The 24754-nt window shown below is 71.0% G+C and carries 22 protein-coding genes; 8 read left to right on the top strand and 14 right to left on the bottom strand.

Translation table 11 applies throughout. The annotated features are described in order from the left end of the window. Positions 1 to 38 precede the first annotated feature (38 nt). Positions 39 to 1169, top strand: coding sequence for an epoxide hydrolase family protein (locus ACLJPY_RS49345; RefSeq protein ID WP_410597949.1), 1131 nt, complete (start codon positions 39 to 41; stop codon positions 1167 to 1169). Here the strand turns inward: ACLJPY_RS49345 and ACLJPY_RS49340 are convergent. Together ACLJPY_RS49340 and ACLJPY_RS49335 are read right to left on the bottom strand one after the other, a co-directional pair. Next, positions 1166 to 1675, bottom strand: a complete 510-nt coding sequence (locus ACLJPY_RS49340) for a TetR family transcriptional regulator C-terminal domain-containing protein (RefSeq protein ID WP_410597958.1) — start codon at positions 1673 to 1675, stop codon at positions 1166 to 1168. The genes ACLJPY_RS49345 and ACLJPY_RS49340 overlap by 4 nt on opposite strands. Next, a complete protein-coding gene (locus ACLJPY_RS49335) occupies positions 1617 to 2264 on the bottom strand; it encodes a GNAT family N-acetyltransferase (RefSeq protein WP_410597948.1) in 648 nt (215 codons plus the stop codon). Before ACLJPY_RS49335 ends, ACLJPY_RS49340 begins: the two co-directional genes overlap by 59 nt. Positions 2265 to 2398: 134 nt before the next feature. Between ACLJPY_RS49335 and ACLJPY_RS49330 the strand changes: the two genes are divergently transcribed. Next, the gene (locus ACLJPY_RS49330) at positions 2399 to 2998 is read left to right on the top strand and encodes a hypothetical protein (RefSeq protein WP_410597947.1); all 600 of its coding nucleotides are present in this window, start codon (positions 2399 to 2401) and stop codon (positions 2996 to 2998) included. A 73-nt stretch (positions 2999 to 3071) separates the two neighbouring features. Here the strand turns inward: ACLJPY_RS49330 and groL are convergent, their stop codons facing one another. The 9 genes from groL to ACLJPY_RS49285 all read right to left on the bottom strand — a co-directional run bounded on the left by groL (position 3072) and on the right by ACLJPY_RS49285 (position 12132). After that, positions 3072 to 4763 (bottom strand): chaperonin GroEL, encoded by a 1692-nt coding sequence (gene groL, locus ACLJPY_RS49325; RefSeq protein WP_410597946.1) that lies wholly within the window; start codon positions 4761 to 4763, stop codon positions 3072 to 3074. An 8-nt stretch (positions 4764 to 4771) separates the two neighbouring features. Further along, on the bottom strand, positions 4772 to 5797 hold the full coding sequence (locus ACLJPY_RS49320; RefSeq protein ID WP_410597945.1) for an NAD(P)-dependent alcohol dehydrogenase: 1026 nt from the start codon (positions 5795 to 5797) through the stop codon (positions 4772 to 4774). Further along, positions 5794 to 6483: an iron-sulfur cluster assembly protein gene (locus ACLJPY_RS49315; RefSeq protein WP_410597944.1), complete on the bottom strand. Its 690-nt coding sequence runs from the start codon at positions 6481 to 6483 to the stop codon at positions 5794 to 5796. Before ACLJPY_RS49315 ends, ACLJPY_RS49320 begins: the two co-directional genes overlap by 4 nt. After that, positions 6480 to 7517, bottom strand: coding sequence for an amidohydrolase family protein (locus tag ACLJPY_RS49310; RefSeq protein ID WP_410597943.1), 1038 nt, complete (start codon positions 7515 to 7517; stop codon positions 6480 to 6482). Before ACLJPY_RS49310 ends, ACLJPY_RS49315 begins: the two co-directional genes overlap by 4 nt. Positions 7518 to 7554: 37 nt before the next feature. After that, a complete protein-coding gene (mimD, locus tag ACLJPY_RS49305; protein WP_410597942.1) occupies positions 7555 to 7926 on the bottom strand; it encodes a propane 2-monooxygenase effector subunit MimD in 372 nt (123 codons plus the stop codon). Continuing rightward, on the bottom strand, positions 7923 to 9092 hold the full coding sequence (locus ACLJPY_RS49300; protein WP_410597941.1) for a toluene hydroxylase: 1170 nt from the start codon (positions 9090 to 9092) through the stop codon (positions 7923 to 7925). Before ACLJPY_RS49300 ends, mimD begins: the two co-directional genes overlap by 4 nt. A gap of 7 nt (positions 9093 to 9099) precedes the next feature. Then, positions 9100 to 10131 (bottom strand): NADH:ubiquinone reductase (Na(+)-transporting) subunit F, encoded by a 1032-nt coding sequence (locus ACLJPY_RS49295; RefSeq protein WP_410597940.1) that lies wholly within the window; start codon positions 10129 to 10131, stop codon positions 9100 to 9102. Between the two features lie 13 nt (positions 10132 to 10144). Continuing rightward, positions 10145 to 11794 (bottom strand): methane monooxygenase, encoded by a 1650-nt coding sequence (locus tag ACLJPY_RS49290; protein WP_363994068.1) that lies wholly within the window; start codon positions 11792 to 11794, stop codon positions 10145 to 10147. An 83-nt stretch (positions 11795 to 11877) separates the two neighbouring features. Beyond that, on the bottom strand, positions 11878 to 12132 hold the full coding sequence (locus tag ACLJPY_RS49285; RefSeq protein WP_410597939.1) for a hypothetical protein: 255 nt from the start codon (positions 12130 to 12132) through the stop codon (positions 11878 to 11880). A 138-nt stretch (positions 12133 to 12270) separates the two neighbouring features. Here ACLJPY_RS49285 and ACLJPY_RS49280 point away from each other — a divergent pair, with 138 nt between their 5' ends. The 3 genes from ACLJPY_RS49280 to ACLJPY_RS49270 all read left to right on the top strand — a co-directional run bounded on the left by ACLJPY_RS49280 (position 12271) and on the right by ACLJPY_RS49270 (position 15009). Next, positions 12271 to 14055, top strand: coding sequence for a sigma-54-dependent Fis family transcriptional regulator (locus ACLJPY_RS49280; protein WP_410597938.1), 1785 nt, complete (start codon positions 12271 to 12273; stop codon positions 14053 to 14055). Positions 14056 to 14143: 88 nt separating this feature from the next. Beyond that, positions 14144 to 14578 carry a MarR family winged helix-turn-helix transcriptional regulator gene (locus ACLJPY_RS49275; protein WP_410597937.1) on the top strand — a complete coding sequence of 145 codons (435 nt, stop codon included), beginning with the start codon at positions 14144 to 14146 and terminating at the stop codon, positions 14576 to 14578. 17 nt (positions 14579 to 14595) lie between these two features. After that, complete coding sequence (locus tag ACLJPY_RS49270) at positions 14596 to 15009, top strand: DUF5655 domain-containing protein (protein ID WP_410597936.1); 414 nt, start codon at positions 14596 to 14598, stop codon at positions 15007 to 15009. Positions 15010 to 15012: 3 nt separating this feature from the next. Here ACLJPY_RS49270 and ACLJPY_RS49265 read toward each other — a convergent pair whose 3' ends face one another. Next, on the bottom strand, positions 15013 to 16272 hold the full coding sequence (locus tag ACLJPY_RS49265) for a YncE family protein (RefSeq protein WP_410597935.1): 1260 nt from the start codon (positions 16270 to 16272) through the stop codon (positions 15013 to 15015). Between the two features lie 162 nt (positions 16273 to 16434). Between ACLJPY_RS49265 and ACLJPY_RS49260 the strand changes: the two genes are divergently transcribed. Then, positions 16435 to 17556: a helix-turn-helix domain-containing protein gene (locus ACLJPY_RS49260; protein ID WP_410597934.1), complete on the top strand. Its 1122-nt coding sequence runs from the start codon at positions 16435 to 16437 to the stop codon at positions 17554 to 17556. A gap of 20 nt (positions 17557 to 17576) precedes the next feature. On the opposite strand, the gene ACLJPY_RS49255 is transcribed toward ACLJPY_RS49260, so the two are convergent. After that, positions 17577 to 19709 (bottom strand): discoidin domain-containing protein, encoded by a 2133-nt coding sequence (locus tag ACLJPY_RS49255; protein ID WP_410597933.1) that lies wholly within the window; start codon positions 19707 to 19709, stop codon positions 17577 to 17579. Positions 19710 to 19921: 212 nt separating this feature from the next. Between ACLJPY_RS49255 and ACLJPY_RS49250 the strand changes: the two genes are divergently transcribed. Together ACLJPY_RS49250 and ACLJPY_RS49245 are read left to right on the top strand one after the other, a co-directional pair. Next, positions 19922 to 20854, top strand: a complete 933-nt coding sequence (locus tag ACLJPY_RS49250; protein ID WP_410597932.1) for a DUF1996 domain-containing protein — start codon at positions 19922 to 19924, stop codon at positions 20852 to 20854. Beyond that, positions 20851 to 21411 carry a DUF305 domain-containing protein gene (locus tag ACLJPY_RS49245; RefSeq protein ID WP_410597931.1) on the top strand — a complete coding sequence of 187 codons (561 nt, stop codon included), beginning with the start codon at positions 20851 to 20853 and terminating at the stop codon, positions 21409 to 21411. The genes ACLJPY_RS49250 and ACLJPY_RS49245 overlap by 4 nt, the downstream gene beginning before the upstream one ends. Before the next feature lie 73 nt (positions 21412 to 21484). Here the strand turns inward: ACLJPY_RS49245 and ACLJPY_RS49240 are convergent, their stop codons facing one another. Then, entirely contained in the window at positions 21485 to 24703 is a 3219-nt protein-coding gene (locus tag ACLJPY_RS49240; RefSeq protein WP_410597930.1) for a TIM-barrel domain-containing protein, read from the bottom strand. Positions 24704 to 24754: the final 51 nt, after the last annotated feature.

Below are 24754 nucleotides of genomic sequence, written 5' to 3'. Positions count from 1 at the left end.
GACGGGATCTGTCCTAAATCGACGGCATCGTCGAAGCCATGGATCCCTTCCACATCGAAATCCCCCAAGCCGACCTAGACGACCTGCGCCGACGCCTCGCCGACACCCGCTGGCCCGGCGAGCTCCCCCACGTCGGCTGGGACTACGGCGTCAGCCAGACCTACCTCGCCGACCTCGTCGGCTACTGGCTCGACGGCTTCGACTGGCGCGCCCAGGAAGCCCGGCTCAACTCCCACCCGCAGTTCACCACCACCATCGACGGGCAGTGCATCCACTTCCTGCACGTCCGTTCCCCCGAGCCCGACGCGACCCCGCTGATCATGACCCACGGCTGGCCCAGCACGGTCGCCGACTTCCTCGACGTCCTCGGGCCCCTCACCGATCCGCGTGCCCACGGTGGGGATCCCGGCGACGCCTTCCACGTCGTCGCGCCGTCCGTGCCCGGGTTCGGCTTCTCCGGGCCCACCCGGCAGCCCGGCTGGAACACCCGGCGCGTCGCGAAAGCCTGGGCGGAGCTCATGAAGCAGCTCGGCTACGACCGCTACGGCGCCCAGGGCGGCGACTTCGGCAGCATCGTCTCGCCCGAACTCGGCCGGACGGCTCCGGAGTCCGTCCTCGGCGTGCACGTCAACGCCGTCGCCAACGCCGGTGTTCCCACCGCGCCCGGCGACGAAACCAGGCTGTCCGAAGCGGACTTGAAGCAGGCGAAGGAAAACCAGACCTGGTGGTACGCCCACTCCGGCTACGCCACCCAGATGGCCACCCGCCCGCAGACCCTCGCCTACGCCCTCAACGACTCGCCTGCCGGGCAGCTCGCCTGGAACCTCGAGTGGTTCGTCGACTGGGACCCGACGGCCACGCAGCAGACGCCGGTCAGCCGCGACGCCATTCTGACGAACGTGACGATCTTCTGGCTCACCGGCACCGCCGGCTCGGCCGCGCGCCTCTACCGCGAAGCGGCTCAGGACGGCTGGGGTGAACGGCCGGCGCCCTCCGGGGTGCCGACCGCCGTCGCGAACTTCCGCGGTGACCACGCGATCCGCGGCCTCGCCGCGCTGTCGAACACCGTGACGCGCTGGTCGGAGTACGACACCGGCGGGCACTTCGCGTCCCTGCAGGCGCCGGACGTGCTCGTCGACGACATCCGGGCGTTCTTCCGCGACCTCTAGGCCCGGCGGCGGCGCTTGTCCACCGCGCCGTCGAGCAGCGGCCGCAGCTCGGCGACCACCGTTTCGAGCGGGGCGGTGTCCCGGTGGGCCCGGGCCAGGACGATCGCGCCCTCCAGGGCGCTGAGCATCAGCACCGCCAAGGGCGCCGTGCGGGCCGGGGGGACGCCCAGCTGTTCCAGGGTCGCGGCGAGCGGGGCCTGCCAGCCGTCGAACGCCTTGGCGACCGCTTCACGGAGGCTGTCGCTGGTCGCGGCCGTGTCGGCGACCGTTGCGACCAGCGGGCAGCCCGCGTCGAAGCCGTCGCGGGTGAACTCGTCCGTCCACTGGGCCGCCATGGCCGCCAGCAGGTTTCCCGGTGTCGGGTCCTCGAGCTTGGCCGCGAAGCGCGCCACGCGCCGGGCCGCGTAGTCACCCGCCCAGGCGACCGCTTCGGCGATCAGCTGGTCCTTACCGCCCGGGAAGTAGTGCTGCAGGGACCCCCGCGGCGCCTCGGCGTGGGCGACCACGTCCCGCATGCCGGTCGCCCCGACACCGTGGATCCGCACCAGCTGCGCGGCGCTGAGCACCATCCGCTCGCGCGGTGTCCTCGTCATCGGCTGCCTCCTTCATGACGTCCGTCATGGTAGCCCAGTCCGGGACGACCAGCGCGAAGTCGCGTTCGCCGCGCTCGTAGGACGGCACCGGCCGGAAACCCTGGCCCCTCAGCAGGGCTTCGGCACCGGTGTTCCCGGACTGCACGGTGGCGCGCACCGTCCAGCCCGGCCAGCGCCCGGACGCCCACAGCCACCGGCTCAGCGCGCTGCCGATGCCCCGCCGCTGCCACGCGTCGGCGACGAGGACGCCGATCTCGGCCTCCCCCGGCGCCACCACGGCGAAGTTGAGCAGACCCACCGGAACGCCGTCACGGTAGCCGAGCAACGCGACGCCGTCCGGTGGTCCGGCGAGCAGGAACCGCTGGTAACGCTGGAAAACGTCGGCCGGCCGGGCCGGGCCGCCCATCAGGAACCGGCGCCGGAGGCTGTCCGGCGAGCAGGCCTCGACGAGGGCCGCGACGCACGCGCGGTCCGCCGCGCGGACCTCCATGACAGTGGTCATAACCCCATCAGAGCACAGCGGCCGGGAAAACGCCATGACAAGTGTCATAGCCGTGCGGGGACCGCGCGATTCGCCCGGAAGGGGCGCGGGTACGTTGCCGGGGCCGCGCTCCCCCACCGCGAAAGGCGTTCCCGATGCAGCTCTACGCCGAACGGCCGATGCGCCGTACCGCCCAGCTCGTCAGCGATCTCCTGGCCGTGTTGCTCGTCGTCTTCGCGGTGTGGCTGGGCACGTCGGTGTACGACCAGGTGCTGAAGCTGCGCGCGCCGGGTGCCGGGCTCGTCGACGCCGGCACCGGCCTGCGGGGCACCTTCGATTCGGCGGCGGACACCGCCGATCGCATCCCGCTCGTCGGGGGCGCGCTCGCGAAGGCGCTGCACGGCGGTTCGAACGTCGGCACCCAGCTCACCGACGCCGGGCGGTGGCAGATCGAATCGGTCGAAAACCTGGCCTGGTGGCTGGCCGCGGTCATCATCGTCCTGCCCGTGCTGGCGCTGGTGGTGACGTGGCTGCCGCTGCGCTGGCACTTCACTCGCCGCGCCACGGCGGCCGCGCGGCTGCGGGCCCTCGGCGACGACGGGCTGGACCTGCTCGCGCTGCGGGCGCTGGCGACGCAGCCGCTGCACCGGCTGGCGTCCGTCGGCGAGGTCGCCAACGGCTGGCGGGAGCGCGACCGCGACGTCATCGAGAAGCTGGCCGGGCACGAGCTGGCCCGGCACGGCCTCGCTCCCTGACCGGGAGAGGTCTCCCCGCCGGGGCTCAGGACGCCGGCGAGGAGACCTCCGCACTCCGCGGCTGGGGGGGGGCTCAGCCGACGGAGGGGCCCATCCCGAGCGACTGCGGCGTGCTGGCGTCGGGCGAGGGCTGGTGCAGGCCTTCGTCCAGCGGGCCGAACTCGGTCATCAGCGCGGGGCTGCCGCCCCACGGCGTCTGTTCCTCGGCGATCAGGGAGTTCGTCGTCAGCAGCAGGCCCGCCACCGAGGCGCCGTTCTGCACGGCCGAACGGCACACCCGCAGCGGGTCGACGACGCCGAGGTCGATCAGGTCGCCGAAGCGGTCGTGCAGGGCGTCGAAGCCCTCGTCGGCACCGAGTTCCCGGGTTCGCGCGACGATCTCGTGGGCCGGGTGACCCGCGTTGTGCGCGATGAGGAACGCCGGTTCGGCCAGGGCCCGCCGGACGATCTCGACGCCGATCGCCTGGTCGCCGTCGAGCCCGAGACCCTCCAGGGCCTTCTCGGCGTGCAGGAGCGCCGCTCCCCCGCCGGCCACGATCCCCTCGGCCATCGCCGCCCGGGTCGCCGACAACGCGTCTTCGACCCGGTGCTGCAGCTCCTTCAGCTCGGCCGGGGTGGCCGCGCCGACGCGGACCACCGCGACCTTGCCGGTCAGGGCGCCGATCCGCTCGGTCAGGACGTCTTCGTCGACACCGAACTGCGCGCGCTCCAGCTCCGCCCGCAGCTGCCCGACCCGGAATTCGACGGCCTCGGACGAACCCGCGCCGCCGACGATCGTCGTGCGGTTCTCGGTCACCCGGACCTGTTTGGCCCGGCCGAGGTGCTCCAGCGTCATCGTCTCCATGGTGAACCCGGACTGCCGCGAAAGCACCGCGCCGCCGACGATCGCGGCGAGGTCCTCCAGCTTGTGCAGCCGTCGGTCGCCGAAGCCGGGCGCGCGGACGGCGACCGACTGGAAGGTGCCGTTCACGTGGTTGTGCACCAGCATGGACAGCGCCGTGCCCTCGACCGTCTCGCCGATCACGACCAATGGCCGCGGGGCCCGCATCACCTTGTCGAGCAGCGGCATCAGCTGCTGCACCTTGGTGATCTTCTCCGCACACATCAGGATGTAGGGGTCGTCGAGCACCGCTTCCAGCCGGCCCGGGTCGGTGACCAGGTACGGCGAGAGGTAGCCGTTGTCGAACTCGAAGCCTTCGACGAACTCGACGCTCATCCCGATCGACGGCGACTCCTCGACCGTCACGACCCCGCCGTCGCCGACGGTGTGCAGCGCCTTGGCGATCACCGCGCCGACGGCGTCGTCGTCGTTGGCCGAGATCGCCGCCACCCGCGCGTAGTCCTGTTCGGACACCACCGGGTGCGCCTGCTTCTCCAGGTGGGCCACCAGAAGGCCGACCGCGTGGTCGATGCCGCGTTTGACGAGCACCGGGTTGCCGCCGGCCGAGATCGCCCGCATGCCTTCGCGGACGATCGCCTGGGCGAGCACGGTGGCCGTGGTGGTGCCGTCGCCGACGACGTCGTTGGTCTTGATCGCGGCTTCCTTGACCAGCTGCGCGCCCATGTTCTCGAACTGGTTCTTCAGGTGGATCTCGCGCGCGATGGTGACGCCGTCGTTGGTGACCACCGGCGAGCCGGTGATCTTCTCGATGATCACGTTGCGGCCCTTGGGCCCCAGCGTGGACTTGACCGCTTCGGCCAGCTTGTCGACGCCCGCCAGCAGCAGGTCGCGGGCGTCCGGGCCGAACCGCAGTTCCTTCGCCATGCCTGCTCCTAGGGGGTGAGGATCGCGCGGCCGCGCACGCGCCCGGCGTCGAGGTCGGCCAGTGCGTCGAGGGCGGCGTCGAGGGGGTACTTCTTCGTGTGCAGCGTGACCTTCCCGGCCTGCGCGAGCACCATCAGCTCCACCAGGTCGTTGTAGGTCCCGACCAGGTTGCCGATGACGCTGCGTTCGGTGGAGATGATGTCGATCGTCGGGATGTCGATGTTCGAGCCGTAGCCGATGACGAAGTGCGACCCGGCGCGCCGGGTCATCGCGAAGGCGTCCTGCTGGGCGCCCTGCTCGGCGACGAAGTCGAGGACGACCTCGGCGCCGTTGCCCTCGGTCAGGTCGAGGACGGCCTCGACCTGCTTGCCGTCGGCCAGCACGGTCTCGTCGGCACCCAGCGTCGACGCCAGTTCCAGCGCGTCGGCGTTGCGGTCGACCACGATCACCCGGGCCGCGGTCAGCGCCCGCAGCGACTGGATGCCGATGTGCCCGAGGCCGCCGGCGCCGTTGACGACGCAGGTGGTGCCCGGGTACAGGCGCGGGACGGCCTTGCGCACGGCGTGGTAGGCCGTGATGCCCGCGTCGGCCAACGCCGCCACGTCGGAAGGCTCGGTCGAGCGGTCGAGCTTGATGCACGCCCGCGCCGACGTCAGCAGGTATTCGGCCATCCCGCCGTCGCTGCTGATACCGGGGAAACTCCCGTTCGGGCAGTGCATGTCGTCGCCCGCGCGGCAGGCGTGGCACAGGCCGCAAGTCGGCGTCGGGTGCAGGATGACCGTGTCGCCGACCTCGACGTTCGTCACCGCGGGCCCGACCTCGTGCACCCAGCCCGCGTTCTCGTGCCCGATCGTGTAAGGCAGCGTGACACCCGATTTCTCGGCCCACTGCTCCTCGATGATGTGCAGGTCGGTGCGGCAGACGCCGGCGCCGCCGATCTTGACCACGACGTCGAAGGGGCCGGTCGCGCGCGGCTCCGGGACGTCTTCGAGCACCGGGTGCTCGTGGTACTTCTGCAGCCGCACGGCCTTCATCCCGTGCCCTCCTCTTCTGCGCCGAGCGAGTACCGCGCGCGCAGCATGCCGCGGCAGACGCCCGAGTTGGCCTCCATGCTCGTGCGGGTCAGCCGCGCGATGGCCAGGTGGCGCTTCGCGTCGACCGGAGTCGTCCCGGTGGCCGGGTCCAGCAGCAGCGGGTCACCGTCCTCGGCGGGGAGGCCCAGTTCACGCCGTCGGGCCCGCAGCCGGTCCAGGTCCGGGCTCGGCGGGACGTCGCCCAGGGTCGACGACGCAGGGTCCCGGTCGAGGGACCGGCAGACGCGGTCGGTCCCGGCCAGCACGGCCTTGCGGACGAAGTCGTACCGCAGCGTGTCGAGCTCGTCCGCGGCCTCGCCTTCGAACGACGCCACGAACCCCCGCCGCGCCGCCACCCCGCGGTTGATGACGTCGGCGGCGAAGTGGTCGTCGAGCCGGATGTCGAGCCCGGTCAGGCCCGGCACGCCGGCCACGGCGTCGTAGGCGTCCGCGACCATCAGGAACGCGAAGTTCGGCGCGCAGAAGTACGTCGGCAGCCGCAGCCGGACGACGGCGTGCCCCGTGGCGCTCACCTCGCAGCGGGCCACGAAACCCAGGTCGGTGAGGGGTTCGTCCAGTTCCGGATCCCGGACGGTGCCCAGCGCGGCCCACACGGCGGCGCGGGCCCCGGTCACCACGGCGGTCATGAGTTCGGCACGCCGACGGGCTCGACGGTCTCCGGATCCTTGAGCCGCAGCTCTTCGGGAACGTCGATGTCGTAGAGCCGGGCCGCGTTCAGCCCGAGGATCTTCTTCTTCTGGTCGACGGTCAGCGGCGGGAAGTCCGACAGCTCGTCGTCACCCGGCATGTTCCAGTCGACGAAGCCCTCGACCTGCCACTTCGGTTCCCAGATCGCGTAGTCCGCGCCGAAGATGAGCTTGTCTTCGCCGAGCCAGAACATCAGCTCGCCCATCACCTTCGCGAAGAACTTCGGGCGGGCGTGCATCAGCCCGCCGATCACGACGGCGAGTCCCGCGTAGACGTTGCGCTCCTGGGTGGCCATGAAGCAGAAGTCCTCGATGCGCGGCAGGCCGACGTGCTCGACGATGAAGTTGAGGCCCTGGAAGTTCGTCGCCGCGTGGTCCACATCGGACACGTCGAAGGCGTCCTTGTCCAGCGGCCAGATCGTCGGTCCCTTGTGGATGTGGACGTTCTTGACGCCCAGTTCCTCGCACTTCGCCAGGAAACGCGCGGCCTCCGGGTCCTTGAGGCTCCAGCCGCGGGAGTCCCCGCGCCACTCGGCGGTGTACAGCTTGACGCCCTTGCAGCCGTACCGCTTGACGCGCTCTTCCAGGGCTTTCAGCCCCTCGTCGCCTTCGCGGGGGTCGAAGGTCGTGTTGACGAGGAACTTGCCGGGGTGTTTCTCGGCCAGCGCCGCGTCGGCCTCGGTCGTGTTGAACCCGTTCTTGTACCACTGCCGCAGGTTGGTCGGCTGGAAGATGGCCGTGTCGACGTGGCCGGCCTCGAACAGGTCGTGCATCATCAGCTCTTCGGAGTACTTCTGGAACCGGTCGATGGGCCAGTGCGTCTCCTTCGGGCCGAGCCCCTGGTAGGCGTGGAAGCACTCGATCCAGCCCTTGGCGTATTCCTCCTGGCCCTCGATCCAGTTTTCCGGGCTCGCGTCCCAGAAGTGGGTGTGGGCGTCCACCACGAAGTATTTTTCGCCGTCTTTTTCGTACATTTCCGTGATCCTCCTGAGCCGGATCGAGTGCTGGGTCCTACTTGATCGGTTTGAGGTCGAAGTCGAGGTATTCGGCCGCGTCCTCGGGGTTGGCGAACATGATCGTGCGGTCGTCTTCGTGGATCATCCGCCCGTAGTGGGTGGACATGCTCTCCTCGAACTCGGCCGCGTTGAACCAGCCCTCCTCCTCGCCGGCGGCCTCGTCGACCTCGGCGTAGACCACGTCCATCCGGCCGACGGCGTCGACCCGGATCATCGACGGCAGCGGCGTGATGGTGACGTTGTCGCATCCGCCCATCACCTCCGCGATGATCGCGCCCACCTGGTTGTTCATCAGGGTGAAGCCGCACATGTTCGACGCGGTGTTGTCGGCCTTGAACGGGCTTTCCGCGGTCTTGAAGACAGTCACTGGCCCAGCTCCTCGGGTGCCTTGAGGCCCAGTTCGGACAGGATGCCGGCGAACCGGCTCTTCACGCGGTCGAGGCCGTCCTCGAACCGGATCGGCTTGGCGTCGGGCTGCGACCACAGCGGCTGCAGCACGCGGGCGGCGGCGATGCACCGCGGCACCCAGTCCTCGAGCCACTTCTGCAGCAGCGCCTTGTTGTGGTCGGCGAACTCCTTGTCGTTGACCAGCAAGTGGAACAGCGGCTTCGTGTAGCGGAGGTCGCGTTCGGAGAAGTCGAACTCCTCGGCGCCGATCAACGTCGGGGTGACGAAGTCGCCGTTGGCCGGCGCGGCCTGCTGGACGAGGTTGCTGCGGAACAGCTCGCCGACCAGGGGCTCGAACACGACGTTGGCGGCGAAGATCGCCTCGCCCCAGTCCCAGATCCCGGTCAGCTGCTCGGCGGTCTCCCGCACGCCCTGCCACGCCGGGTCTTCGTTCCAGGTGGCCAGGTGCGCTGTGCCGTCGAAGCCCTCGATCTCCTCGGTGAGCGTCAGGTTGTAGAGCGCCAGGTCCTGCGCCGCACGGATGCGGTGCATGCTGTTCACCGAGATCGCGTTGTTGTGCATGTTCGTCGGGGCGCGGCGGTTGGCGTTGGCGAACAGGTACAGGCCCAGGCCGTGGTCGACGTGCATCCAGGCGCCGACGTGCTTGGCGACGAAGTCGACCCAGTTGCGGTTCCACTGCTCGAACGCCTTCGCCTGTCGGGCGGCGTCGACGTTCTGGTTCAGCTGCCGCACGACGTTCGCGTTGTACCGGTACAGCGTGAGTTCCCACTCCTCGTTGGGGTCCCGGAACTCGTGCCAGCCGTGCGCGGGCCAGTCGTAGCCCTTGCCGCCGGAGCCCGGGCCGCGTTCGGGCAGCGGCCGGTCGGAGCCCCACGCCTTCAGCGCCGTCCACTCCAGCGGGTAGCCGCCTTGGCCATCGGCGAAGGCGTAGAGCCAGCCCTGGGACAGGTAGTGCCGCGGATCGGGCTGGACCTCGACGGTGACGTCCTCGTAGTGGCTCTGCTTGCGCTTGGCCGGGGTGAAGTAGTTGTACTGGCGGGCCGTGGAGTCCGGGAAGACCTTCGCGCCCGCTTCGGCGTCGGTGAACGCCGGCTTCGGCACACTGCGTTCGGAGGTGGCTGTCATGGGTTTCTTACCCTTCGCCCGTGGTGGTGAACTTGTCGTAGAAGACGCGCTTGCCGTCGACGCCGAGCGCGGGCAGCAGCTCCAGCGCCGCTTCGACCATCGGCGGCGGGCCGCAGACGTAGGCGTCCGCGCCGGTCAGGTCCGCCCCGGCCCGGCGCAGGACGTCGGTGACGAACCCGGTCTCGCCGGTCCAGCCGGCGTCGCCCGGCTCGGACAGCGCCGGCACGTACCGGAAGTTCGGCAGCTTCTCTTCGAGCGCCCGCAGTTCGTCCTCGAAGCAGAGGTCGTGGCGGCGGCGCGCGCCGTAGTAGAAGGTCGCCTTCCGGTCGATCCCGCGCTCGGCCATGGACCGCAGCAGGGACAGGATCGGCGCCAGCCCGGCCCCGCCGCCGACGAAGACGAGGTCCGCGCCCGGGTTGTCCCGCAAGGTGAACACCCCGAACGGGCCGGTCACCCGGAGCCGGTCGCCGACCGCGACTTGCGCGGCCAGGAACCGGGAGAACAGCCCGTCGGGGTAGATCTTGATGACGAACTCCAGGAGCCCGTCCCGGGCCGAGGTGTTGGCCATCGAGAACGACCGCGCTTCCTCGGTGCCCGGGACGGCGAAGTCCAGGTACTGGCCCGGGAAGAACTTCAGGTCGCCGTCCAGCCGGACGACCAGGTGCCGGAGGTCGTGCGTGACGGGGTCGTTCGCTACGACCTCGACCTCGGCCTCCTGGATCGGCAGGCCGGACTGGATCATCTCCTCGTCGTAGTTGAGCAGCTCGATCGTCAGGTCTTCGTAGGCGTGGGCCCGGCACAGCAGGGTGAAGCCTTCCTCCTTTTCGTAGTCGGGGAGCGCGAAGGTCGAATACCGGTCGTGTTCGACGTCGTCGCCGTCGAGGAGGAACGACTTGCAGGCCGCGCACTGCCCTTCCTTGCAGCCGTGCATGAGCATGACGCCCTGCTCGGCGGCGGCGCGCAGGATCGTCTGGTCCTCGGCGACGTCGATCTCGATCCCGACCGGCTCGAACCGGACGCGGTGCTTCTCCGCTGTCATGCCGGGCCGCCCGTCAGGCCTGTGGGGCCGGACGCCCGGCCGGGCCCTGGCGGTTGTAGTCGGCCACGAACGCGGCGCGCTGCTCGGCGGTCATCTGGTTGAGCAGCACGTTCGGCGACTGCACCTCGGGCATCCGGCGCAGGTGGTCGAGCGTCCACATCTTCTTCGGGTCCAGGTCCAGGTGCGGCTGCGCGACCATGGTCTTGCCGTCGTCGCGGACGAAACCCATGTCGGAGACGACGTCGGCCCAGTTCCAGCCGTGGTAGAGCGTCTCCCACTCGCGGGCGCCGACCAGCTGCCCCATGTTCGGGGTGTTGCGGCCCTGGTAGGTGGGCCGGAACGCCTCGGCGTCGGTCCAGCGGCAAGTCTCCGAGCAGTACGTGCGGTGCTGGCCGTCGACCTCGTCGACCACCATGTCCTCGCGGATCAGGCACGGCACCATGCAGGTCCAGCAGCGGTGCGGGTACACGTAGTCGACATCTTCGGCGACGATCGGGTGGTGCCCGTTCGGCGTCGCGAGGCGGTTGTAGTTCTCCCACCACTTGCCGTACTTGTCGTACCAGCCCGGGTACTTGTACTCGAACCATTCGAAGTCTTCGTCGGTCATCGGGTCGATCCGCCAGTAGTTGGCGAGCCACCCGGTGGCGAAGAACTGCGCGACTTCGTGGACGTACCCCTTGTTCCAGATCCGGTTCCACGCTTCTTCGATGAGGTCGTGCGGGATGACGAGCCCGTACTTCTCCAGCGGGACCAGGTAAGAACGGTAATAGTCGTCGTAGATCCAGCGGCGCCACATTTCCGCGTAGCTTTCGCGGTCCTTGCGGCGGTCCTTGGTGCCGTATTCGATGAACGTGCCGATCGCGGCGTCGACGACGGCGTGGTTGTTCCACCACGCGTACCGCAGGTCGCGTTCGAGCAGCTGGTGGTTGCTTTCGTCGGACAACGCCATCAGCAGGGTCGCGTAGCCGTTGCTGATGTGGCGGGATTCGTCGGACTGCACCGAGTGGAACACCGTGGGCAGCAGGTAGTCGCCGTTGGCGGCGGCTTCGGCGGGCATGGCGACGAACAGCGTGTTCGTGAACGCCGTTTCGGCGACAATGGTCAGGTAGATGCTGGCCGCGGTGATGGCGTCCCCGGTGATGAAGCCTTCGGCGAACTGGCGGCCGATCGTGCCGCAGTAGTCGTTCTGGAAGTTGCGCAGGCTCGAGTTGAAACCGGCCGGGTCGATGTAGTTCTGCATGTACAGGCGCTTGAGGTTCTGCTGGATCGTCGAGTGCCGGACCTCGTCGATCATCTGGATCGCCTGGCCGTTGTGCAGTTCCGGGTTCGGGACCGTGCGGAACAGCAGCGGCATCGCCCGCGCGGCCGAGATCTCCGGCAGCGGGATGATCGACAGGAAGAGCTTCTGCCACTCCAGCCAGCGTTCCTGGACCTGGCGGAACATGTTGCCGCGGATCGCGCCGTCCTCGGCGCCGTAGACCCGGTGGTCCTTTTCCTCCTGCATCGGGAAGTACGAGCGGAGAACCTGCTTCAGCGGGTCCTTCTTCTTCGCCTTCCGGAACGTGTAGTCGGTGCCGTAGTGCGAGACCGGGGTGTGGTACGCCGGTTCCCACGACAGTTCCTGGATCTTCTGGTGGGCTTTCGCCACACTCTGGCGACTCATGGATCAACTCCTTCTCTCCTGAGCTCGCCGCCCGGGGCGTCCTGCGTTCCCCATTAAGGGGGCGGCCGCGCCGGGCGCGGGTCTCAATCTGAGACAGCACCGCTGCCGGCGGGTGTGTCGAGCAACCGCGCCCGCAGGGCGGCCAGCTCGTCGTGGATGCCCGTCTGCACGCGGGCGTCGCCTTCGACCGTGGGGACGATCCCGAACGCGCGCAGCAGCGCGGCGGCGGGTTCGCCCGGGTCTCCGTCCGCGCCGAGCGCCGGGTGCAGACCCTGCTCGGCCAGGTGCGTGAAGACGAGGTTGACGATCGTCCAGGGGTTGTACGTCTCGGCGGCCATTCCCCCATCGCACCGCCGGTGCGCGGCGGGGAGCGTCTCAATTTGAGACACCGGCACCGGCCCGGCACGCCGTACGCTGGACGGGCGGCACAACGGGTGTGCCCGCACCCACGTGGGCCGCGGGGAACGGGAGGTCACGTGGACGAGATGGCCCTGCTCGCCGACGACGAACTCGCCCGCACCCGGGTCCGGTTCCTGACCGCCGAGGCGGTCCCCGCGGGCACGGTCCGCCCGACGATCCTGGCCTCGTGGCGGCGATCGCGGGAATTCCACGTCGAGGCCGACCGGATCGACCCGCTCTACCTCGGCGACCAGAACCTCGACATCCCGCTCATGCGCGGTGCCGAGCCGGTGCTGCACAAGCTCGGCGAGCAGTTCGAGGGCCAGCCGATCAGCCTCATCCTCACCGACGCCAACGGCGTGGTGCTCACCCAGCGGACGGGGGACGCCGAGCTGGCCCGGCACCTCGAGCGCGTCGAGCTGGTGCCCGGCTTCAGCTACGGCGAGCAGTCCGTCGGGACGAACGGCATCGGCACCGCGCTGGAGGACGGCCGCCCGACGACGGTGTTCGGCCACGAGCACTACGCCGAACACCTGGAAGACCTGGCCTGCGCCGGCGTGCCGATCCACCACCCCATCTCGGGCAAGAAGGTCGGCGCGGTCGACCTCACCTGCTGGTACAAGGACGCCGGCGGCCTGCTCGTCGCGCTGGCGCGGTCCACGGCCGAGCAGATCCGGCAGGCCCTCCTGCGGCACAGCGACCTGCGGGAGATGATGCTGTTCCAGGCCTACCTGCAGACCTGCCGGCGGTGGACGGGCATCGTGCTGGCGTTCAACGAGGACATCGTGATGATGAACGACCGGGCCCGGCAGCTGCTCGACCCGGCCGACCAGTCGGTGCTGCTCGGCCACGCGACCGAGGCGCTGGCGGAGGCGCGGCGGACCCCGGCGACGCTTTCGCTGTCGAGCGGCCTGCGGGTCCGGGTGCTGTGCCGCCGGGTCGCGGGCCGGCGCGAGGCCGAGACCGCGGGCGGAGTGCTGTCGGTGAAGCTGATCGAGGCCGAGGAAACCCTGGCCGCGTCGACGCCGATGCTGCCGATGTACCTGCCGGGGGTCGTCGGCTCGGCGCCGCTGTGGCTGCGCTGCGGGCACGACCTCGACGGCGGCCACCAGCGCGGCGAGTGGGTCGCGCTGGAAGGCGAGCCGGGGACCGGCAAGCTGACCCTGGTCAAGGGCCTGCACCAGCGCCACCACCCGGCGGCCCGGCTGCTGACCGTCGACGCGGCGCCGGGTACCGACTGGGCCGCGCTGCCGCGCGAACACGCCGAAGCCCCGATCCGCACGCTGGTGATCCGACACGCCGACCGCCTGACCGCCCCGGCGGCCACCGCGCTGGCCGCGGTCCTGCGGTCGCTGCGCGAGGACCCGGGCGCGCCGTGGGTGGTGCTCACGCTGGTGCCGGACACCGAAACCGAGCCGGCGCTGGCCGAGCTGCTGAAGTTCTTCCCGCGGACGGTGCGCGTGCCCCCGCTGCGCCACCACGTCGAAGACCTCGCGGAGCTGGTCCCGCTGGTGCTGAGCAAGCTCGGCTACGGCGGCAGGCTGACGTGTTCGGCCGCGGCCCTGCACCTGCTGATGCGGGCGGAGTGGCCGGGCAACACCGGCCAGCTGCACGAGGTGCTGCGCCGGGTGGCCCGCCGCCGCCGCGCGGGCACCATCCGCCCGGGCGACCTCCCGGCGGAGTTCCACGCGGTGACCCGCCGCCCGTTGAACCGCTTCGAGTCGATCGAGCGCGACGCGATCGTCCGCTGCCTGGAGGACGCGGACGGCAACAAGGTCAGGGCGGCCAAGCTGCTGGGCATTTCCCGGGCCACGATCTACCGCAAGATCCACGAGTACGGCATCGTGCCGCCGGCCCGGTAGCCGGCAGCCGCGGCTGTCCCTCTTGACCGATGCTCTTGCGAGTGGCAAGTATTGCGTCATGCAACCCCATCGGGACAGGGACCCGGACGTGGCCGCCCTCGACGGTCTCACCGTCCTCCTGGTCGGGATCGCGTGGGAATGCGCGCACGCGGCGCCGCCGGAGGTGTCGTTCCCGCAGACGCGGCTGCTGCTCGTGCTCGACCGCCTCGGCCGGGTACCGAGCTCGCAGCTGGCCGCGACGATGGGCGTCAACGCGTCTTCGGTGACGCGGCTGGCCGACCGCCTCGAAGCCCTCGGGCACGTGGCCCGCGGCCGCAGCCCCGGCAACCGCAGCGTCGTCACGCTGGAGGTCACCGAGACCGGGCGCGAGATCGTGGCGCGCCTGCTCGACCGGCGGCAGGCCGCGCTCGGGGCGCTGCTGGACAAGCTGCCGCCGTCGCAGCGCCAAGCCGCGGGCGAGGCGGCCCGGCAGCTGGTGGAGGCGGCCGCGGCCGGCCCGGCGCTCGGCCTGGCCGCCCTGTGAGTGCCATCCTGGACGGCATGCCGACCCGGTGGACGTGCCCGCGCTGCGACCGCGAGTTCGCGCGCGCCGGTCAGGGGCACACGTGCGTGCCGGGCTGCACGGTCGAGGAGACGTTCGCCGGCAAAGCGCCGTGGCAGCGGTCGGTCTACGACGCCGTCGTCGCGCACCTGCGGACGCTCGGCGAGGTCCACGAAGACGCCGTCAAGGTCGGGGTGTTCCTGAAGCGGGACCGGAAGCTCGCCGAGGTACGGCCGCGGTCGCGGGACGTGCTGGTGTACCTGTGGCTGCCGCGCCCGGTCGAGACGGCCCGCATCGCCCCGGCGAGCTGGGCGAGCGGCCCGCGCGTGGGGCACCGGCTCAGCCTGCGTGCGGTGTCCGATGTGGACGGCGAAGTCCGCGGCTGGCTGACCGCGGCCTTCGCCGTCTCCTGAGCGTCAGGACCCGGTGGGGCCCGTCCAGCCCTCGGGCACGTGGCCGAGCCGCACCCGCTGCGGGTGGTCGCCGACCGGCACCGAGACCAGCTTCTGCCCGGTCGCGAAGTCGATGGCGGTGACCTGGTCCGCACCGGCCTCGGAGATGATGCACGCGTTGCCGTCGCCGCTCACCGTCGCCCAGTACGGCTTCACCGCGGGTACCAGCGTCCCCGGCTGCAGGGACGCGCGGTCGACCACCGTGGCGTAGTCGTCCATCGTCCCGGCGACGCAGAGCTTGGTGCCGGCCGGGTTCATCGACAGGCCGTGGTGGCGCGAGTCGTTGACGAACGTGGTGCGGTCGTCGCTCGTGGCCGGGTTCTTCGGCAGTTCCTTGATCCGCGTGACCTTGTCGGTGGCGACGTCGTACTCCACGAAGCCGTTGAAGAACGACACCTGGAAGTACAGCTTCGACTCGTCCGGGGTGAAGGCCACCGGCCGCACGGCGTTGGACAGGTCGTGGCGGCCGAAGGCGTCGAGCCGCTGGCGCATGTCGATCACCTTGACCGGCTGGAAGGTCGTGGCGTCGACGACCGTGATGTGCCGGTCCCCCTTGGTGAAGTCCCAGCCCGGGTCGTCGAGGTTCGTGTCGACGTTGCCGATCGACATGTTCCACAGGTACCGGCCGCCGGCGGTGAAGACGTTCTCGTGCGGCTTGTCGCCGGTGGCGAAGGAGCCGACCTGCTGCCCGGTCACGATGTCCAGGACGTGCACGGTGTTGGCCGTCGACGCGGAAACGGCGACGCGGCGGCCGTCGGGCGAGACCGCCATGTGGTCGGACCGGAAGCCCGAAACCGGGAAGCGCCAGTTGATCCGGCCGGTGGCCAGGTTGATCGAGACGACGTCGGCGAAGCTCGGGCGCGACGCCACCACCGAACCGCCGTCCGGCGTGGTGTACATGTCGTCGACGAACTGGTCGTGCCCTTCGCCGGGCCCGTTGCGGATGCCGAGGAAGAACGCGAGCTTGATCGGGTTGAGGTAGATCTCCGCCAGCCGCTGGTCCTTGTCCGGGATGATGTCGACCCGGCCGATCTTGGCGAAGGAGCCGCGGGACTGGATGACGTCCGCCGTGCCGTCCCAGTTGTTGCCGACGAACATCACCTCCCGCAGCGCCGCGGGGGCGCCGGTGGCCGGCACCGCCGCCCCGGTCGCCAGCAGGGCGACGGACGCGGTGAGGCACGCCAGGCGGGAGAGGTACGACCGCTTCCGACGGGAATTGCGCACGGGAGACACCTTTCGGCATTGAAGAGGTGCGGTGGATTTCGCGGGGAAACGAGGTTACTGTCCGGTATTCTCACGATAACCGGCCACCGGAGCTGCTCCGGTAGGGCCGCTCGCCCAACATCGCGGCCGCGGGGTTGTGGCGCTGCCACAACGGGAGGTGCCGTGCCGGCCTCGTCGCTGCTCCGGCAGGTGCTCGACGCGATGGCGGCCGACGACGGCGTCGTCGACGAGCTGGTCAAGGCCGCGCGGAGCCAGTCGCCGGAGGTCGCGCGGCTGCCGGAGGCCGAGAACCGGCGGCACGTCCGGTTCCTGCTTTCGGCCGCGCTGCGCGCGACGACCAACCCCGACACCGCGGACTACACCACCGCCGAAGCACTCGGCGCCGACCGGGCCGCCCAGGGTGTCCCGCTCACCGACCTGCTGCGCGGGGTCCAGGCCGGGAAGACGCTGGCGGCCCGCTTCGCCGTCGAACGCGCGCGGGCCGCGGGCCTGCCCGACGACGTCATCCTCGAAACCATCCTCGACGCCGAGCGCTACACCGGCGCACTCGAACGGCACATCGTCAAGGGCTACCACGCCGCCGAGCTCCAGCTCTCCCGCACCGTGCGCGACGCGCGAACCCAGCTGCTGCGCACCCTGCTGCTCGCCGGGCACCCGCCCACGCCGGAGGAGCTGCGGCAGGCAGGGCTGCGACCCGACGGCCGGTACTCCTGCGTGGTGTCCGACGTCAGCGACCCGGCGCGGGCCCGCACGCTCGAACAGGCGCTGCTGGAGTTCGGCGGGGTGTACGGGCTGGTCGAAGGACGGCTGACCGGCCTGGCGGCCCGGCCGCCCGCCGGGGTCGCCCTCGCCGACGGCGTCCTGGTCGTCGTGGCACCCCCGGTCGCCCTGCCCGAACTGCGGGAGGTGCACCGGCTCTGCACGGCGGCGGCCCGGATCACCGGGCCCGGCCGGCACGACCTCACCGACCTGGCGGGCGAAATCGCGCTGACGGCCCAGCCGGCGCTGGCGGACCTGCTCACGACCGGGCTGCTCGGTGCGCTCGACCCGGCCAACGCGTTCCACCGCGAACTGGCCGCGACGGCGCTGGCCTACCTCGACCACGGCCAGCGCCTGCGTTCCACGGCCGAGGCACTGCACCTGCACCCCAACACCGTCCGCTACCGCCTCGACCGACTGGCCGAGCTCACGCCGGTGGTTCCGGCCGAGAACAGCGGCGGCCGCGTGCTCGACGCCGTGCGGTCGTGGTGGGCGCTGCACCACTGGCTCGGCCGCCAGGGCTGAACTGCGCGCCCACCACGCCGTCATGAGCGGTACACGCCGAACTCGTACAGCGAATAGCCGTAGCCGGTGCCGCGCTGGGTCCCGTACACGCGCACGTACCGCCCGGTGCCCGAGACCGCGAGATCGTCGGCACCGCCGTCGCTGGTCGTCGTCGTGTATACCGTATGCCAGTTCGCCGCGTCGTCGCTCACCTGGATTTCGTATGCCTTGCCGAACGCGGACTCCCACACCAGCTGGACGTGGTCGAAGGCCTGGCTGCGGCCCAGGTCCACCTGCAGCCACTGCGGATCGGCCCACGCGCTCGCCCACCGCGTCGCGCTGTCGCCGTCGGTCGCCGCCTGCGGCGGGTAGGGCGCCCCGGGACCGTCGGCCTGGTACGTCGACGCCGTGGTCGCGGCGCCGCGCGCGAGGTTCGTGCCCGGCACCGGCGGGGCGACCACGCGCAGCGAACGCGTCTCGATCCCGACGTTCCCGTGGCCGTCGCGGGCGTAGAGGTAGAGCTTCCAGACGCCCAGCTGCTGCGGCGCGGTGACGGTGAAGGTGCCGGAGCCGGTGAACTGGGCTGGGATCAGCCCGGCCGCACCGTTGAGGTACTTGCTGTTGTAGCCCATGGTGTAGGTGATCGGGTCACCGTCCGGATCGGACACCGCGGCGGTCACGGTGAAGGTGCCGCCGGCCGGCACGTCGGTGACGCGGCTGAGGTTCATCGACGCGATCACCGGCGGCGTGTTCCCGCTCGTCTGTCCACTGTAGAGCTTTCGGACCGCGTACCACGAGAGCCGCTTCTCGCCGCCCGTGGTGATGTTGAACCAGACGCCGCCGAAGTCGCCCTCGGTGCCGTAGTGGAAGAGCGTGGCGCCGAGCGCGACGCCGGGGTGGGCCAGCACGCAGTTCCAGGCGTTGACGTACCCGTCGCGCTTCTGCTGGTCGGTCGGCTCGGCGGGGACGCCGTTGACGTCGTTCGGCACCTCCCACTCACCGGCCGGGCCGGTCTCGGTGATGATGTACGGCTTCGTGTAGCCGCCGGCGAGCCAGTCCTGCTTCACCTGGCAGACGTGCGCGTAGGAGTTCACGGCGTAGAGGTCGAGGTTCGGCGCGTACGCCTTATAGTACGGCCACGCGCCGGTCCACGCGTCGGTCGAGGTGACCGGGTGGGTGGTGTCGATGGCGTGGATCGCCTGCGCGGCCTGGTCGACGAACCGGGTGTAGGCGATGCGCTCCTGCTCCAGCTGCGTCCCGGAGTAGCAGTTCTGCATCCCGAGGATCGACTCGTTGCCGACGTTCCACATCAGCACCCCGCGGTGCGCCTTGTAGGCCGTGACCCACTTCTGGATTTCGGCGAGCATCGTGTTCTTGTAGTTCGCGTCCGTCGTGTAGTCGATGCAGCCGCCGCTGCCGGGACCGCCGCCCGGTTGCAGCCAGAACCCGCTGATGACCTTGATCCCGTTGGCCGCGGCCGCGTCGAGGAGCGGCTGGGTGGTGCCGTCGGTGCCCCAGGTGCGGACGGTGTTGACGCCGATCGCGTGCAGCTCCGGCATCCGCGCGGCCGCTTCCCCGACCGGCGGCCCCCAGGTGAGGCCCTTGACGGTCCACGGTATCCCGTCGACCGTCAGCTGCCAGTTCCCCTGCGTGCCGGTCACGCGGGTGACGCCCGGGCCGTCCTGGGTCGGCGTTCCGGGCGTGCCGCTGACCTGGAACTCCCAGAGCGAATACCCGTAGCCGCCGACGCGGTGGGTGCCGTAGAGCCGGACGTACCGGCCGTGGGCGGTGACGGCGAGGTTCTGGATCCCGCCGGTCGCGGTGGTCGTACTGTATACAGTCTGCCAAGTCGAGGCGTTGTCCGAGACCTGGATTTCGTATGCCGTCGCGTAGGCGGCCTCCCAGTTCAGCGTGACCTGGGAGATGTCCGCGGACGCGCCGAGGTCGACCTGCAACCACTGCGGGTCGCTCCACGCGCTCGCCCAGCGGGTGCCGGGGTCGCCGTCGACCGCGGCCGACGCCGGAGTGCCCGCGCCTTCGCTGCTCGACGCGGTCGCGGGTCTGCCTTGCGAAAGCAGGGTGGCGGCGTGCGCCGGGGACGGGCCGGCGAGCAGGCCCAGCACCAGCAGGGCCACCAGCGCCGGGACGGCACGGAGGAGCGACGGTCGATCCACGATGAACTCCCGTACGACAGGGGAACGGCGATTGGAGAGCGCTCTCCAGCGCGACCGATGGTTCGGCACCCGCGCCCCGGTTGTCAAGGCTCGCCGGCGAACCCGACAACGACTGTCCGATGGCGGAACGGGTGCTCCTTGACAGCGCCGCGGCGAGCTGCGCATGCTGTGGGAGAGCGCTCTCCCATTGGCACCCTCACCGTGGAGGACCCTTGGCAACGAAAACCGCGCTCCTCGCCTGCACCGCCGCCACCGTGCTGGCAGGCGCCTTCCTGACCGCGGCCACCTGGTCGCCCGCCGGGGCCGACGACCTGGTGACCCACCACGAGTTCCAGGTCAACTGCTCCCCGAGCCACCACCAGCCGGACGACCCGATCGTCTTCCCCGGGCTGCCCGGCGCGTCCCACGACCACACGTTCCTCGGCAACAAGACGACGAACGCGGCCACGACCCTGCAGTCCCTGCAGGGCGCCGGGGTCGGCAACACCACCTGCCTGGCCCCGGACGACCTGTCCGCGTACTGGTTCCCGACCGTGTACAACGGGAACCAGGTGGTGCTGCCGAACTTCGCGCAGGTCGTCTACTACAAGTCCGGCATCCTCGACTACCCCAAGGTCGTCCCGTTCCCGCCCGGCCTGCGGTACGTGGCCGGGAGCGTCACCGCGACGCAGGACGAGTTCCAGCACGCACCCGGCGCGATCGAAGGCTGGGAGTGCGGGGACAGCTTCCACAACTGGGACATCCCGGTGAACTGCGTGGCGGGCAGCCAGCTCAACATCCGCTACCAGGCGCCGAGCTGCTGGGACGGCGTCCACCTGGATTCCGCCGACCACAAGAGCCACATGGCGTATCCCGACCGGGCGACGCTGACGTGCCCGGCCGACCACCCGGTCGCCGTGCCGATGCTCGAGTTCAAGATGGCCTTCCCGGTGAGCGGCGACATGTCCGGCGTGCACCTGGCCAGCGGGCGCGGGTATTCGTGGCACTACGACTTCTTCAACGCGTGGGACCCGGAAACCCTGGCGGCACTGGTGAAGCACTGCATCAACGGCGGCCTGCAGTGCGACCCGCGCGGGTTCGACCTGTACAAGCCGGACCGCGGCAGCGTGCTCGGCCCGAACTACCGGCTGCCCGGCCGTCCGTGAGACGGCGGGCGCTGGGGGCGGCGGTGGTGGCGCTGATCGTGGGCGGGTGCGCCACCACCGGCCCCGCCACCACCGCCACGGGCCCCACCGTCACCGTCCCCACCACCACCGGCAGCTTCAACCCGACGGACGTCGCGTGGCTGCAGCTGGTGGTGCCGATGACGGAGAACGCGCTGGCGGCGGCCCGGCTGGCCCCGGACCACGCGGCGAGCGCCCGGGTCCGCTCGGCGGCCGCCGCCTTCGCGAGCTCGAGCGAGCAGGTGCTGACCCGGCTGCGAGCCGCCCGCGACCGGGCCGGGCTGCCGGCCGGTGACGTCCACAGTGGACATCGCATGCCGGGCATGGTCACCCCGGCCGACCTGGTGGCGTTGCGCACCGACGACGGTGCCGGGTTCGACCAGCGGTTGGTGGCGCTGCTGCGGGCGCACGCCGGGCAGCTGGTCGTGCTGGCCGGGGGCGAACAGGCTTCCGGCTCGGACGCGCAGACCCGCGCACTGTCGCGGGACATCGCCACCGAAGCGACGCGGGAGTCCGAGGCACTCGCGAAGACAGCGTGAAGGCCGTCCCGGGGAAAGTGGCTTCCCCGGGACGGCCTCCACGGTATTTTCCGGCTCCGCCCGCCGGAGGTTCTCAGTACGAGACCGTCACCGGACCCCGCCCCGGGTGGGCCGGGGCCGTCACCGTGAGGGTGTTCGTCGCCGCGTCCCACTTCCACGCCGTCGAGGGGGCCCAGCCGCTGCCCACCTTCACCCGGCTCGGGGCCGCCGTGACCCCGAGGAACTTCACCGTCCACTCCCGGGGCGCCGCCCGGAACGGGGACGGCGCCACCGTCACCACGTGGGCCCCGAAGTGCTCGCTGTAGGTGATCTTCGTCGACGTCGAGCGCGCCGACGAGACACCGTTGTCCTCATACAGCGAGAACGTGCCCGAGCCACCCGGCGCCACCGTCAGCGTCACCCGGTCCAGCGGGTTCTGGACGTCGTTGGTCACGTCGGCCGTCCGGGTGGCGGTGATGCCGCCCGCGCGCAGGAACACCGGCATCGTCCCGAGGTCGGACGTCACCTGCTGCGTCGTGCCGCCGGTGTAGGTCTTGCCGGAGAAGTAGTCCGTCCACTGCCCCGGCGGGAACCACACCGACGTGGTCGCCGACGTGCCCGGAGAGGTCACCGGCGCCACCAGCATGTCCGGCCCGTAGAAGTACTCGCTCTGGGCCGCCGCGTACGCGGCCGGCTCGTCCGGGTACTCCAGGTACGTCGGGCGCACCACCGGCACCCCCGTCGTCGCCGCTTCCTGCGCGAGCGTGTAGGTGTAGGGAACCAGGTTCTCCCGCAGGTTCAGGAACTTCGTCGCCGACGCCTTGGCCGCGTCGCCGTACTGCCAGGGCAGCCGGTCGCTGTGGTTGCTGTGCAGGCGGTCGATCGGCTGGAACGTGCCGAGCTGCACCCACCGCGCGTACAGGTCGTCCGGCAGCTTGGCCGTCTGCCGCTGCTGGCCGCCGGAGGTGTAGGTCTCGCTCCCCCGCAGGCCCGTCGTGTCGTTGTGGCCGCCGATGTCGTGGCTGATCGCCGACATGCCCGTCGCGGCCGACTCCGCCGGGGTGATGCCGACCTCCATCCGCAGCGTGCCCCACGTCGAGGACGTGTCGCCGGTGAAGTGCAGCGTGCTGCGCTTGTCCGCCCACGGCCCGGTCGCCAGCCCGGTCGGGCCGCCGTAGCCGCCCGCCTGCAGCGAGCCGTACGCCCGCGAGATGACGAACCCGCGGCCGGTCGCGGGCGCCGCGAGGTCGGCGTACTGCTGGTTGATCCACGCGTCCGGGGTGACGCCGGGCAGGCTCGAGCGCGAGGCGTCGCAGCACCAGTCGAGCCACCAGAAGTCGTTGCCCTGCTGCATCATCCCGGCGTGCAGGTCGAGGTAGGCCTTGAGCTGGTCCGGGTCGCCCCAGTCGAAGACGTAGCAGTCGGTGCCGCAGTTCGACTTGGCCAGCTTGCCCTTCGCCGTCGCCTGCGCGCGGGCGAACTGCGGGTCCGAGCCCATGATGCTGGGGTGGATGTTCAGGTTGTTGTGCAGCCCCTGGGCCTTCGACCAGGCGAAGAAGCCGGCCGGGTCGGGGAACTTCGTGGTGTCGAACTGCCAGCCGTTCCACGTGTCCGGCGCCTTGAAGTCGGTGTCGGTCACCAGGACGTCCAGCGGGACGCCTTCGCTGCGGAAGCGCGGCAGGATCTTGTCGCGGTAGTCGGCTGCGGTGCGGTCGATGTACTCCGAGTACCAGACGCCGTAGGCCCAGCGCGGCAGCAGCTGCGGCGGCCCGGTCAGGGTGGCCAGATCACGCAGGCCGCCCTTGTAGTCGTGGCCGAACGCGAAGAGGTAGCCGTCCTGGTAGGGACTCCCGCCGTGGGACGGCCGCTGCGTCACCGCGCGGGTGCGCGTGTCGTACAGCGCGGAGGGGGTGTCGTCGAGCAGGTACCAGCCGTCGGAGTGCAGCAGCCCTTCGGTGGTCGACGGCGTGCCGTTGTCGCCGTTGACGCCGTCGAGCCCGCGCCGGTAGCCGCCGAGCGCCAGGTGCGGCGGCGGGGCCGTGCCGCCGGACGGCGTGACCGCGACGGTGTCGATGTTGACGTGGCAGCTGGTGTCCTCGGGACAACCGAGGACGACGTCGTTCGTGCCCGCCTTCAGGTCCACCGGCACGGACGCGCTCTGCCACGCGTCCCAGCCGTCGGTGGCCGGCAGGCTCAGGGTGCGGGTGACGCCGTTCGCGGCGACGGACGCGGTCCGCGTCTCGTGCCTGCCGTCGCCGCCGGTGCCGTTGGCGTAGCGGACGTGCAGCAGGTAGGTGCCGTCGGCCGGGACGTCCGCGACGCGGTGGGTCAGCGTCGAGCCGCGGTTGAGCTCGGCGACGAACCCGCGTCCGGCGTACCCGGTGTGGTCGGTCGCCACGACGGCGGACCCGGAGCGCAGGCCGGCTTCGGCCTCGCAGCTCACGCCGGCCGGGCAGCCGGTGAACGCGCGCGCCGACGCCGGCGGGAAGGCCGCGCCGGCCGTCACGACGGCGAGGCCGTCGAGGTTGACGTTGCCGGAGTCGCCCGCGGTCCGCTCGAGGCGGACGCTGTGGTGGCCGGCGCCGAGGGTGAGCGGGACCGAGGCCGGCGCCCAGTCGTTCCAGTCGGCCGTCACGGGCAGCGTGAGCTTCTGCGCCGCACCGCCGTCGACCGAGACGCTCAGCGTGCGGGTGACGTGCTGGTTGTCGCCGCCCTGGCCGTTGGCGTAGCGCGCGGTCAGCGAGTACGTCCCCGCGGCCGGCGCCAGGACGTCGGCCGTCACCGAGTTGCCGGTGCTCTCGAACCCGGCCAGGAAGCCTTCGCCGGTGTAGCCGGAGTGGTCGGTGGCGACGCCGAGCCCGTCGCTGGTCAGGTCTTCGGCCTCGCACCGCGCGCCGACGGCGCAGGTCAGGTGGTGCCAGGGGGCCGCGAGCACCGGGGTCGCGCCGGCGTTCGTGCGGATTTCGAGGTTGCCGCCGTCGAACGGGCCGGAGTTGAGCCGGTAGGTCAGCGTCGTCGCGCTCGTCTTGATCGTGAGGACACCGCCGGAGACCGTGCTGGTGTAGGCCGTCGGCGTGAAGGAACCGCGGCCGACGGCGTTGAAGGTGGCGGCGTCGGTGAACCGGCCGTCGCCGGCGTACTCGGTCCGGATCAGGGTCGGCGACAGCACCTGGAAGCGGGCGTTGCCGGCGGTGACGGTCTGGCGGACCGGTGCGGCGACGGCGGGCGTCGCGACGGTCACCGCCGCGACGGCGCTCCCGGCGGCGGCGAGCGCGCAGACCCGCCGGATGGTTCTCGCTGTTCTGCTCCGCACGGCGGAACTCCGTTCCGGTGAAGGGGACTCGGCGGCGTTACAACGTTGGAA

This window comes from Amycolatopsis sp. lyj-23, assembly GCF_046549135.1.
GTDB lineage: Bacteria > Actinomycetota > Actinomycetes > Mycobacteriales > Pseudonocardiaceae > Amycolatopsis.
Note: the sequence above shows the minus strand (reverse complement) of the source record. Positions and strands in the feature narration are given on the sequence as shown.